General features: G+C 37.0%; 18 protein-coding genes. 10 read left to right on the plus strand and 8 right to left on the minus strand.

From position 1 onward, the window contains the following. Window positions 1-68: 68 nt before the first annotated feature. Window positions 69-194: a hypothetical protein gene (locus AB1422_03720; GenBank protein ID MEW6618449.1), complete on the plus strand. Its 126-nt coding sequence runs from the start codon at window positions 69-71 to the stop codon at window positions 192-194. A gap of 153 nt (window positions 195-347) precedes the next feature. Here AB1422_03720 and AB1422_03725 read toward each other — a convergent pair whose 3' ends face one another. Both AB1422_03725 and AB1422_03730 read right to left on the minus strand, forming a co-directional pair. Beyond that, window positions 348-2072, minus strand: coding sequence for a glycosyltransferase family 39 protein (locus AB1422_03725; protein ID MEW6618450.1), 1725 nt, complete (start codon window positions 2070-2072; stop codon window positions 348-350). 332 nt (window positions 2073-2404) lie between these two features. Continuing rightward, entirely contained in the window at window positions 2405-2701 is a 297-nt protein-coding gene (locus tag AB1422_03730) for a hypothetical protein (GenBank protein ID MEW6618451.1), read from the minus strand. Window positions 2702-2744: 43 nt separating this feature from the next. Between AB1422_03730 and AB1422_03735 the strand changes: the two genes are divergently transcribed. Beyond that, entirely contained in the window at window positions 2745-3038 is a 294-nt protein-coding gene (locus AB1422_03735) for a hypothetical protein (GenBank protein MEW6618452.1), read from the plus strand. On the opposite strand, the gene AB1422_03740 is transcribed toward AB1422_03735, so the two are convergent. From AB1422_03740 to amrB, 4 genes are all read right to left on the minus strand, one after another. Continuing rightward, on the minus strand, window positions 3030-4055 hold the full coding sequence (locus tag AB1422_03740; GenBank protein ID MEW6618453.1) for a glycosyltransferase family 9 protein: 1026 nt from the start codon (window positions 4053-4055) through the stop codon (window positions 3030-3032). The two genes, AB1422_03735 and AB1422_03740, sit on opposite strands and share 9 nt — an antisense overlap. Next, the gene (locus AB1422_03745; GenBank protein MEW6618454.1) at window positions 4052-4804 is read right to left on the minus strand and encodes a glycosyltransferase family 2 protein; all 753 of its coding nucleotides are present in this window, start codon (window positions 4802-4804) and stop codon (window positions 4052-4054) included. The genes AB1422_03740 and AB1422_03745 overlap by 4 nt, the downstream gene beginning before the upstream one ends. Before the next feature lie 108 nt (window positions 4805-4912). After that, the gene (locus AB1422_03750) at window positions 4913-5320 is read right to left on the minus strand and encodes an NUDIX hydrolase (protein MEW6618455.1); all 408 of its coding nucleotides are present in this window, start codon (window positions 5318-5320) and stop codon (window positions 4913-4915) included. Next, window positions 5317-6126, minus strand: coding sequence for an AmmeMemoRadiSam system protein B (gene amrB / locus AB1422_03755; protein MEW6618456.1), 810 nt, complete (start codon window positions 6124-6126; stop codon window positions 5317-5319). The genes AB1422_03750 and amrB overlap by 4 nt, the downstream gene beginning before the upstream one ends. Window positions 6127-6338: 212 nt before the next feature. Between amrB and AB1422_03760 the strand changes: the two genes are divergently transcribed. The 8 genes from AB1422_03760 (at window position 6339) to AB1422_03795 (ending at window position 9947) form a co-directional block, all read left to right on the plus strand. Then, a complete protein-coding gene (locus AB1422_03760) occupies window positions 6339-6644 on the plus strand; it encodes a transposase (GenBank protein ID MEW6618457.1) in 306 nt (101 codons plus the stop codon). A 42-nt stretch (window positions 6645-6686) separates the two neighbouring features. Then, window positions 6687-6974: a hypothetical protein gene (locus AB1422_03765; GenBank protein ID MEW6618458.1), complete on the plus strand. Its 288-nt coding sequence runs from the start codon at window positions 6687-6689 to the stop codon at window positions 6972-6974. 138 nt (window positions 6975-7112) lie between these two features. After that, a complete protein-coding gene (locus AB1422_03770) occupies window positions 7113-7709 on the plus strand; it encodes a SagB/ThcOx family dehydrogenase (GenBank protein MEW6618459.1) in 597 nt (198 codons plus the stop codon). Window positions 7710-7711: 2 nt separating this feature from the next. Beyond that, window positions 7712-8626, plus strand: coding sequence for a tRNA (adenosine(37)-N6)-dimethylallyltransferase MiaA (miaA, locus tag AB1422_03775; GenBank protein ID MEW6618460.1), 915 nt, complete (start codon window positions 7712-7714; stop codon window positions 8624-8626). A gap of 31 nt (window positions 8627-8657) precedes the next feature. Next, window positions 8658-9041 carry a 6-carboxytetrahydropterin synthase QueD gene (gene queD / locus AB1422_03780; GenBank protein ID MEW6618461.1) on the plus strand — a complete coding sequence of 128 codons (384 nt, stop codon included), beginning with the start codon at window positions 8658-8660 and terminating at the stop codon, window positions 9039-9041. Continuing rightward, window positions 9041-9238 (plus strand): DUF6485 family protein, encoded by a 198-nt coding sequence (locus AB1422_03785; protein ID MEW6618462.1) that lies wholly within the window; start codon window positions 9041-9043, stop codon window positions 9236-9238. Before queD ends, AB1422_03785 begins: the two co-directional genes overlap by 1 nt. Before the next feature lie 74 nt (window positions 9239-9312). Next, a complete protein-coding gene (locus AB1422_03790) occupies window positions 9313-9597 on the plus strand; it encodes a hypothetical protein (protein ID MEW6618463.1) in 285 nt (94 codons plus the stop codon). Beyond that, a complete protein-coding gene (locus AB1422_03795) occupies window positions 9561-9947 on the plus strand; it encodes a hypothetical protein (GenBank protein MEW6618464.1) in 387 nt (128 codons plus the stop codon). The genes AB1422_03790 and AB1422_03795 overlap by 37 nt, the downstream gene beginning before the upstream one ends. A 240-nt stretch (window positions 9948-10187) precedes the next feature. Here the strand turns inward: AB1422_03795 and AB1422_03800 are convergent, their stop codons facing one another. Both AB1422_03800 and AB1422_03805 read right to left on the minus strand, forming a co-directional pair. Then, window positions 10188-11420 carry a (Fe-S)-binding protein gene (locus AB1422_03800; GenBank protein ID MEW6618465.1) on the minus strand — a complete coding sequence of 411 codons (1233 nt, stop codon included), beginning with the start codon at window positions 11418-11420 and terminating at the stop codon, window positions 10188-10190. 30 nt (window positions 11421-11450) lie between these two features. After that, window positions 11451-11864, minus strand: a complete 414-nt coding sequence (locus tag AB1422_03805; GenBank protein ID MEW6618466.1) for a hydrogenase iron-sulfur subunit — start codon at window positions 11862-11864, stop codon at window positions 11451-11453. Window positions 11865-11875 lie beyond the last annotated feature (11 nt).

Below are 11875 nucleotides of genomic sequence, written 5' to 3' on the forward strand. Positions count from 1 at the left end.
GCTAAAATAAAAATAAGGACTTTATGCCCCTAAAACTAAAAAACTTGAACATCGAGTAATAGAAATTTATGGAAATTTGTTGTTTTCCACAATCAATTTCTACCTATTTCTATAAATTTCAATCTATATTCTATTATCTTATCTCCATATCACTCTTATCTCCTTATCCCCTTTCTTACACTTTTGATATATAGCCTGAACGGTTACGAAAATATCTATAACTTTCTCAATAAACATATCGCTCCTACGGAGCTAATTTGATGTTGAGACGATAAATTTATAAACATCTCGCCCTTACAGGGCTGAATATATTTTATAAACTCCGTTAGGAGTGATATATTTGTAGACTATATTTTTCTATAAATATCGAAATCCCCGAAATTCTTTTCTAACTTAAATCTTGTTTTTAATATTGGTGATGGGTCATAATCTATTTGGTCGTAGAAACTTTTTCTCACTATTATCCATTTAATTTGAGGGTTACTTATTGTTTCTTCCAGACTCTTATAATTTCCCCCTGTCCAAAAAGGTAGTTTTCCAATTTCAATAAATAAGTATATATTGCTTGCATAGGCAATGTCATATTGAGTAAGAACCAATTCATTTGGCTTAATAGACTTTTTAAGATATGAAGTTGCCTCTTTAAATCCTTTTTCTCCATAGCAATATCTAGTAGAATAAATTGCCTTTTTTTGTATCAAATCAAGACTTATATTTGCAGAGATTAATGATAGAAAAGTTCCTAATGTTATAACCTTTAATAAATTATAATCTCTCTTAATAATCTTTATTATACTTATTACACCTATAAAAAGTATTAAATAAGAGAGAATTGATAGAAGGTTTTTTGTCACTATGATTTTTAATTTAATTGGATTAGCCATTACACCTGATTTTAGAGCAAAAGGTGACAAAAGTGGATTACCTACTACAAATAGGCAATATATAGTACTCAAAAGAATTAAACAAATAGATAACATCACCTCTTTTTGGGTAAATTTAAGATGTTGGATGACAAATACTGATATTACAATCGAGAAAGCAGGTAACATCGGATGATGATAAAGTATAAATCCTGCACCATGTATTTTAGTTAAAATAAAGATAATAAAAATAATGCTTCCATATAGAATTAATAAGTCAATCAACATTAATTCTTTATTTTTAAAGTATCTCTTTATCGCTTCTACAAGACTAAAGATTATTATGAGTATAAAAAATGGTGATGTCCAGAAGACTACATTTCTCAATACTGCAAATGATACCAATAAATCTTTTAACATATTAGATGGCAAAGATACTTTATTTAGAAGAGGACCAAAGTTATGTTCAAATGGTGTCCAAAATGGATAAGAAAATAACTTACAATATAATCCCCAGGTAAATAAAAATAGACAACTTCCCAGACTAAAGATAATTAATGGTTGAACTATAGCTTTTTTAAAATCTCTATTAATTATATGATATAGGAAAATAGTTGGTAATAATAGAAGTGCGTGAAATTTTACCCATAATAACACTCCAAATAAAATACCAGGTAAAATATTATTTTTGTAACTATATTTTTTAATTCCAGATTTGATAAAAAGTAAAAGAAATAAGGTTGAGAGTGGTGTGAGAAGAGTTGTGCACATCACTAAACTACCTTGAATTACCGCAGGATTTATCGAAAATAAAAATATAGCAACTCCTCCTATCAGAAAAACTTTGTCATTGTCTTTGAAGACTTCCTTTGAGATTAGATAAATTAAGAGTAAATTACATAAAAAGCAAAAAATCTGAATTAACCGAACACTGAAATCCGCTCCATAGAATAGTTTTAAAAATAAGGCTATTATATATGCATGTAGCAACGGATGTGTATGAGGATAAGGACCAAAATTTATCCCCTGGTGATAATAAGGCACTCCATTAAAAATGATACCTTTACCCAGGAGGAGATGTTCTAATTCATCTGTGATAAAAGGTGTATTGGTAAATGGTAGAATTAAAAAAAAATATATTATTAGACTTATTATGGATAGGATAATAAATATTAGATGGGGCTTTTTTATTGTAGGAATTGAATTCATCTTGATACTTTCCTTTTTTTGATATAAAGATAATAACCGAATATCCCAATTATAAGAAATAATGAAAGCCCTATTAGACCATATATTAGCTGATTATACATTGAATCAAAAATTCTAAGATAATGTTCAACAGGTAATGTTTTTTTCCAACCCATGTAATAAACTTCTTCAGTGAGATGGTCTCCAAAGGATATAAAAAAATCTTTCCAGATGGTTAAAATTGCTATTAACCCACTACAAAGAATCGCTCCAAAACTACCTATTGGTACAATATATGTTTTTATATTTATATTATCCCAACTTCGCCGCTTTAAAAAATAAGTCTTGTATTATCAACAACTTACAGAGTAGAGAGGTTGAGTTTTGGCACTACAGTATGAATCCCCACAAAATGATTTGACTGTTTTCCCTAGTTGATAAGGTAACTCCAAGGCATTATAAATCTCTTGATGAGATAATTCAGCCTTTGAGGATTTTCTTATCTGCATCAATTGACCATCCTTCCTTTTCAGCGTTGTGGTTATCCGGACTTGCCTCGACAATATCTGGCGAATCCTTGACCAACTATCTTGTATCCCTTTTCGTCGTCCCTTGAAACGAATGGTCTGTCCAATATGATAAGCAATCACCGTAATAAAAAGATGCCCATCTACTCTCTCCTCTTTCTGAGGGATGGGATGGGTTAATTGGCTAATGATAGATTGGGTAGAGGATTATAATAGTTTGTCATCGCGAATTATTCAGCCACAGATAAACACGGATGAAACACTGAAGATTCGTGAATCGTGTCCGTTTTTCGTGTCCGTAATTAGGCTCAAGGTTGAAGGCAAATTCAGGTATAGTGCCTCGTGTCTCCTATCCTTCTCCGCTTCTCCCTTTCTCATCTGTCCTCTGCCTTCTATCTTCTATCCTCTACTATTTATCCGTGTCAATCTGTGTCAATCAGTGGCTGAACAGTTACGATAATTGTTTTTCTACAGCCATTAATATCCGTTCCGGGGTAATTTGTGCCATACAGTTATAGAATGGGCATTTTTGTAATCTGCACCGTTTATATTGGCATTTTATCTCATCAGGCATAAGCACTGTATGTCCTTCTCCCGGAGGTCCCCATTTAGCCGAGCTTTGAGTGCGAATGGGTGGAAATAAAGCTATTACTGGCTTACCCAGCCCGGCCGCGATGTGCATTGGTCCGGTGCTGGGTCCAATAAAAAGATGATAAAATGAATACACAGCCATTAATTGTCCCAGAGTCGTCTGGCCGGCTAAATTAACTGGTTGAGAGTATGTTTGAGGCAATATTCTCTCCACCTCTTCTTTACTTCCACTTAACACGACCTTTACCCCGTATTTTTCACTCAAAAGGTCAATTAAACGACCATACAGATGCTCAGGCCAATTTAAAGCAGACCCCCCACTCCCAGGATGGATACCAATTAAAGGAATGGTATTCCCTACCTGATATTTTTCCAATAAAGATTGAGCGTATTCTTTATCTTCTTTCTTTATCTGTAGTCGAATTTTTTCTCTTACAGATTGAACACCCGCTTTTTCAACTAATTTCAGGCAATAGTCCATTTCATGATGAACAATTTTTGTGCGGTGAATATATGCCTTCTGGTTAAATAAGATACCAACTGGTTTATATCCTGTTCCTATTCGCCAGGGTATACCACTTAACCAACAGAGCCAGCCATTTCGCCAATTTGGATAAAGAACTATTGCCAGGTCAAATCTTTTTTCTGCTATCTGCCGGGCTAATTCAAACACATCCTGATTCCGGTCAATAATTATCTCATCTATATCGGGATTATTCCATAAAATCTCCTGCGTATATTCCCGAATTAAAACCCCAATATGAGCATCAGGATAACCTTTTCTTAAGGATGCTATCGCGGGTAGACTTAAGATTAAATCACCTATTCGGTCATTTCTTACCACAAGTATCTTTTTTACCTTGCCGCTATTTTCTAATTTAGTCATTTTGGATTTTGAATTTTTGAGTGGGTCATTTCCCACAATTTAGCATACTTTACTAATCGATGAAAAGAGGAAAAGATTGCCCATAAAAAGCCTTGAGTCCCATCTAAAAATCCTAATTTAAAAATATATCGGCTAATGAAATCTACGCAGGAAAGTAAAATTTGTAGCGTAAATATTACTTTTTCTCCCTGGTTAAATTTTTTTAAAGCCTCAATACCGGAATATTGATTAAACCTTTCGAAATAATCTCTAATATCTTTGTAACTAAAATGAAGGATATAATTTTTAAAATAGCCTATTTCTCCATCAATAAACAGGTCTTCATGAACCAGGGCTTGAGTAAATTTAGCCTTTTGTCTTTTGAACAACCGGATATGTTTTTCGTGACCACAGCCGCCATATCGCAATTCTCTGCCAAGCCAGTAGAATTTAAACGGAATGTAATACCCATCTTTATTTAGTTGGCTCTGGAGTATTTCATCTTTTAGTTGCGCTGTTACTCGTTCATCTGCATCAATGCTCAATACCCACTCTGATGTTGCCTTTTCTAAAGCAAATTGTTTTTGAAGACCGTATCCTTCCCATTTTCTCTGGATTATTTTATCCGTATATTCCTTACAAATCTCAACCGTTTTATCACTGCTTTTAGAATCCACAACCACTATTTCATCTGCCCATTTGACACTTTCTAAACAATCCTTGATATTCTCTTCTTCGTTATAGGTAATGATGATGACAGATATACCCAATTCCCTTTCTCCAAAATTATATTATCATAGAATTGTTGAACTGTCAATAAAAATGTTGCCAGCGGATGTGTGTAATAAAAAGGGGATAGAATTATTTTGGATTTTGGATTAAAATAAATTATTAAAGTAATCTTGCAATATCTTTTTATGGTCGAAGGCAAGGTTTTGGGGTAGGGTTTCTTGAGTGAAAACCCCTATTTGTTTGGCATCATCATCTGCTTTAGGTGTGCCCGTTGCTCTGGCGAGATAAACGGTGGTAATGGTGTGGTGTCTTGGGTCTCTTTCCGGATTTGAGTAAGTATGGAATTGTTTTATCAGCTGGACATCAAGTGAAGTTTCTTCTTTTGCCTCGCGGACGGCGGTTTGTTCTAAACTCTCACCATAATCAACAAATCCACCCGGAATTGCCCAGCCATAAGGTGGATTTTTGCGATTAATTAAAATAATCCCTTTATCTTCCAACTCAATGATTATATCAACTGTAGGAATAGGATTTTTATATCTTTTTTGTCTCACTTGACTATAATCCCCGCATAACCCACGACTTGTTGATAATCTCCTGTTGTCTCACCTGAGGTCGTGTATTTGACCAGTTCTGCCTCTTTAGCCCCTAATTCTTTAGCCGCAACTAACATAATCACCGCCGGGATGTATCCACACATAGTAATATGGAAGATATGGACATTTTCCAGAAGTATCTCTTCGTCTAATTTTAAGATAGAATCAATGGCTATTTTATCCTTGCGCTGGGCATCCTCATGAGACTCATAATGAGTCATATCTGATGAGGCAATTATGACTACCTTTTTTGAGAGATTTTTAAGGATTTTACCTATCTCAAGTCCTAACTGTTTATAATCCTCATCTCTGGAATGACTTACGCAAATTGGGACGATTTGAAAGGCATTTTCTTTAAATAGAACCTGAAGAAAAGGAAGTTGAACTTCAATTGAATGTTCGTAAAGATGGGCAAGATGGTCTTCTTGCAGATGTTTTGACGAAGATAGAAGTTGGTCAGCGAGCTGGAAATCAATCGGAACACTCCCTAATGCTGTTTCCCAAATACCTTTAGTCATAATCGCAAATGGTTTGCCGTAGCCAGTATGATTTGGGCATAGAATAATAAAGGTTTGAGCAGGTTTAATCCTTGAATAAACTGCCCCAGCCGTAGAGCCAGAATAGATATAACCAGCATGTGGGGCAATTAACCCGATAACCTCTTCCTGAACAGCATCAGCTATGAGATAGTTTTTTATCTCCTCTTCCAACCTTTCTGGATTCCCTGGATAAAACTGTCCTGCGACTACAGGTCTTCTTATCATTTCTACCTCCTCCTATAGGGTTTCACGAAATTAAAAGCAAGTAACTGTTAACTAATTACCATTTACCAAAATATAAGGATACCATATCTTGCTATATTTTGTCAAGAGGATAATTTTGAAACTTACCTATATCTCTGTAAACTTAAGGAATAATGGGAAATGGGGACGCACACAATTATCTTGACATTTTAGCTTCCGGAGTTTAAGGTATTATGCCACGGGTAGCGAGAATAATGATAGAAAACATTCCTTACCATGTCCCCCAACGAGGTAACAGGAGAGAGGATATATTTTTTGGAGATGAAGACCGCAAGAAGTATCTTGAATGGCTCAAGGTGTATTCAGAAAGATATGGATTAAAGATATGGGCGTATTGCTTGATGACAAACCATATCCATTTAGTAGTAGTTGCTTGTCATAAGGATTCCCTGGAAAAGACAATGCGTTCATTGCATACGAGGTATGCCATCCACATAAATCGTTCAAGGGATTGGAGTGGTCACCTTTGGCAAGGATGATATTTTTCCAGTGCTCTTGACGAAGGATATTTATGGGCGGCTGTGCGTTATGTAGAGCTAAATCCTGTGCGAGCTGGTATTATTCAAAATGCTGAAGATTATATGTGGTCAAGTGCTATGGCACATTGTGGGAAGAGAAAGGATAATATTCTTTCTTCTGATTTTCCTCCGGCAGGAGTAGTAATAGATTGGTTGGGATGGCTTAGAGAGAGAGGGAAGCAGGAGGATATAGACATATTAAAGCGAAATACACAGAAGGGGTTACCTACTGGAAGAGAATCTTTTATGGAAAAGGTTATGAATCGGTCATTGAAGTTTAGGCTTCCATGAAGACCAAGAAAAGTGGAAGAAAAAGATGAGTAAAAAATAGTGTGCGTCCCCTATTCTACTATGAAAATTTAGTCTTCAGAACTGGTTTCAGAAAATAATCCTTGACATTTATTGGGCAGAATTATATAATTTAAACAAATGGCTATAATTTTCTTACCCAAGCCTAAAACCGCAGGGAAGATGTCTATTGAGGAGGCAATTGCGCGGAGGCAGTCCATACGCAACTTCAGACAGGACCCACTTACACTCGAACAGTTATCCCAACTTCTCTGGTCAGCACAAGGAATAACTGAACAATTCCGTCGTGCTGTTCCTTCGGCTGGGGCAACTTATCCTTTAGAGGTTTTTGCCGTAATTGGCATAGTTGAAGGAATGAATTCTGGCGTGCATCATTATCATCCAATGAAACATAGCCTTGAGCTAATTAAAGAAGGGGATTTTAGAAGGGAATTAGCCTCAGCCGCACTTAATCAGGAATTCATTGCCTGTGCACCACTGGATATTGTTATTTGTGCCGAATATAGCCGAACAACCTTCAGATATGGCAGTCGTGGCGAAAAATATGTCTATATGGAGGTAGGTCATGCAGGACAAAATCTTTCTTTAATCGCAGAAACATTAGGATTAGGCACAGTCGTTATTGGCGCATTCATTGATGAGGAAGTAACCCGATGTTTAAGTCTGCCTAAAAAATTTGCCCCATTATATATTATGCCATTTGGCTATCCAGGATAAAAATGTATCCACTTATTATTATTGCCGGACCGACTGCGGTCGGTAAAACAGAATTAGCTCATCTGCTTGCTCAAAAATCAGGTGGAGAGATTATCTCTGCTGATTCAAGACAGGTATATCGCTATATGGACATTGGCACGGCAAAACCTGATAAACTTCTCTGTCAGGAACTTCCATATCATTTGATAGATATCGTTTATCCAGATGAAAATTGGACTGTGGCTGACTTTAAAGAAAAAGCAGAGGAAACAATTACTAAGGTTCATTCGCACAAACGGTTTCCTTTCTTAGTTGGCGGCACAGGATTATACATCAAGGCAATCACTACTGGCCTTTTTCCCTCTCCAGCCCCTTCTGCGACTATTCGCCATAATCTTCAACTCCAGCTGACCCAATTTGGCACCGCATACCTTTATGACAAACTTTGTCAGGTGGATAAAGAAAAGGCAGAAAAATTAAATCCAAATGATACCCGCAGAATAATTCGGGCATTAGAAGTATTCTATCAAACAGGAATACCCATCTCTCAACTTCAACAGCATAAAACTCAGAAAAAAGATTATAATCTTATTATGATTTGTTTAAATAAAGAGCGTGATAAGTTATATTGTCAGATTAATGAACGGGTAGATAGGATGATAAAACAAGGATTTGTGGAGGAAGTCCAATCTTTACTTAAAATGGGTTATAATGAAAATTTAATCGCTATGGAAGCCGTTGGGTATAAACAGATAATTAGTTATTTGAAAGGGGATTATGATTTAAATGAAACAATTGAAATGATAAAACAACAAACACGAAATTTTGCCAAACGCCAGCTTACATGGTTTCGTGCAGAAAAAAGATTTACCTGGTTTTCACCGAAAGATAAAGATAAAATCTATGAGTTTATTTTGAATTCACTAAAAATCAATTGACATCTTAAGATGTTTGTGTTATATTAATTTTATGTATCGAGTAAGAGTTGAGGCACAATTTTGTGCCGCACATAAAATAATAGGTCATCAAGATAAATGCTCCAAACTCCATGGACATAATTGGAATGTAGAAGTAATTGTGAGCAATGATAAACTAAATAAATCAGGGATGATTATCGATTTTGATGAATTAAAAGAGTGGACGAAAAAGGTCATTGAACCTTTAGACCATCAAAATCTGAACGAACTAAAACCTTTTTCAAATTCAAGCCCAACCGCAGAGGCAATTGCCCAATATCTTTATCTTGAACTACAAAAATTATTGAGTCAAGTCAAACTTGAAGAGGTAAAGGTCTGGGAAACGCCCACCTGCTGGGCATCTTATTCAAGGCAGGATTTTTATGGAGGCGAATGATGAGAGAATGTAATGTTGCCCAGAATAAAAAAGGGTGCACTTGCACCTATGACCCCTGTCCTCGGAAGGGTATTTGTTGCGAATGTATTCAATACCACTGGCGTATGAAACAACTACCAGGCTGTTTATTTCCACCAAATGTTGAAAGAACTTATGATAGGTCAATAGAAAAATTTATCCAGACATATCAAAGGTAGAAGTAAATAAATGAAAATAAAAGGTAACTGTTCACCGCAGAGACACAGAGACGCAGAGAAAAAAATTAAAATCTATGGATGAGACGCTTAACATCCCCGGGCAAGCTCTTGAGTACAACAACATTAAACTTGCCCTGATGAAAATCAGGAATGGATTAACAAATCTGGCTTGTCTGCTGAACATTCGGCAAGCAGGTCATAAGTATTTCAATGTCTGCATCAATAATCTTTTATGTGATCTAATTTATTTTTATGTTTTCTCTGTTCCTCTGCGTCTCTGCGGTAAATTACCACCTGAATTTTTCTACCGGAGGGAAGAACTATGCCAGAAAAGTTGTTGCTCGGTCAAATATTGGTAGAGGAAGGAGTGCTAACGAAAGAAGAACTCCATCAGGCATTGTTAGAGCAAAAGAAGTCTAACAAAAGATTAGGAAGAATATTGGTTGATTTGGGGTTTCTATCAGAAGAAATAATAATAGACCATTTAACTCATCAAATCACGGATATTTTGGAAGAATGTGAGGATATTACTTCTCATTTAGTCCGGAAATCACACGAGTTAATTAGAGAAAAACCCATAATTTATAAAAAAACTCCATTTAATCCATATCTTTCTGAATACACCTTGAGCCATTCAAGATACCTCTTGCGGTCTTCGTCTCCAAAAAATATATCCTCTCTCCTGTTACCTCGTTGGGTTACATGGTAAGGAATGTTTTCTATCATTATTCTCGCTACCCGTGGCATAATACCTTATATTATATAACTCCGGAAGCTAAAATGTCAAGATAATTGTGTGCGTCCCCCATTTTCACACACATTTTCAACCAAAATGTCAAGATAATTGTGTGCGTCCCCATTTTCAACCCTGTTAATCCAATTCACCCCTTTCAATGGCAATATTATCAAGCCATTACCTCTGGTGGTGGTAATTTGACTACTGTCTATTTTATTCCATTACCAGTGACTCAGCTATTATTTGCCAGATATATTTGACCTCAATATCGAGATTGTATTTGGGTTTCAATCCTCGCAGTATCTGGTCGCGGCAGTTGGAGCAGCCAACTACAACTACTTCAGCCCCGGAGTTTTTTATAGCTTCAGCCTTTTTGCGGCCATAGTAATTTCGCTCTTCTTTGTATGGCCCTGCCCAGGCACCGCCACCCGCTCCACAGCAGAATGAATTGGCTCTGGTTGGATGCATCTCGACAAAATTATCTGTGCATTGTTCAAGAATCCACCGCGGTTCATCATACTTACCCTGGCCAAAGAACTGCTCTGCTACCCGTCCGTGCTTGCAGGAATCATGCCAGGTATGGAGTTTAGTATTCTTGCTCTTGTCAACCTTTATCCTGCCTTGCTTCAGGTATTCGATGATAATATCGTAGATGTAAAGATAATCAATGCTTAAATTCGCATCCTTTCCTTTCCATTTCTCAAGACCTAACCGGCAGCCAAAAGAACCACCGCCGCAATCAGGCAGAATTAGCCGTTTGATATTGTGTTTTTTGACAAAGTCAATCTTTCTTCGGGCTAAGGTCATAGAAGCTTCCTCGTTGGCAGTAAAAAGCCCCCAATCCACTGCCTCCCAGTTATCTTTGGGAATAGTCCAGTCTGCACCAGAGGCATAAAATATCTTCCAGTACCATTTCATATCATCCGAATCTGCCGAAATCTCTTTGGAATTAGGGTAAAAGGCAACATCAGCACCATCTTTGTCTATGGGAAGCTTAAAATCAGCAAACCCTTCTTCTTCTCGCAGTTCTTCCTCAACCATTTCTAAAACCTGGAAATATACCGCTTCAGGAATACCCATATTATTTCCAGTAGCCAGCGCCTTTTCTGTCCCCTTATGTAGCACCCCAGGCACCTTATCCCTGGGCCTAAGAGCCTTCATTAATTCCATTATGTGAACAATGTCAACCTTCATTGGGCAAGCATACATACATCTTCCACAAATGGTGCAAACCCAGGGGAATTTGGAGTCAACTACTTCATCCACCATCCCGTAAACTAACTTCCGCAGAACCTTACGGATATCCCATCCTTCAAGGTCACCCAAAATCCCTGAAACCGCACAACCTCCGGCACATGTCCCGCAAGTTAAGCAAGTATTTAAGTCTGCATGTTGCAAAATCTCTTTAATCTCCTCAGATACCTTTTTGGGTTGAATAGATTCCATCTCTAAACCTCCTGATTTTAAATATAGGACTTATTTTTTTAACGGGTTTGGACCCAGGTTTCGTATCCTCTCAGTCATCTCCCGGGCAACCTCAGCGAACTTAGGCCCCATAGAAGCGCTCATATTATACATCTCCAGCCTCTTTCCATCAATACCAATCTCATCCAGCAATTTTTTAGCCCTGGCTACCCGCCGTTTAGCTTTGATATTTCCATCTATAAAATGGCAGTTGCCTTCAAGACAACCAGCCACATACACTCCATCAGCCCCATCCTCAAATGCTTTGAGCAGATATAAAATATCCACCTTGCCGGTGCAGGGCAGCTTAATTATCTTGACATTCGCCGGATAATTAAGTCTCATCGAGCCGGCTAAGTCAGCGGCTCCATAGGCACAGTAATGACAGCAAAAAGCAACTATCTCCGGTTCGAATTGTTCACTCATATTTCACCTCT

The sequence above is a fragment of the bacterium genome, assembly GCA_040757115.1.
Lineage (GTDB): Bacteria > UBA9089 > CG2-30-40-21 > CG2-30-40-21 > SBAY01 > JBFLXS01.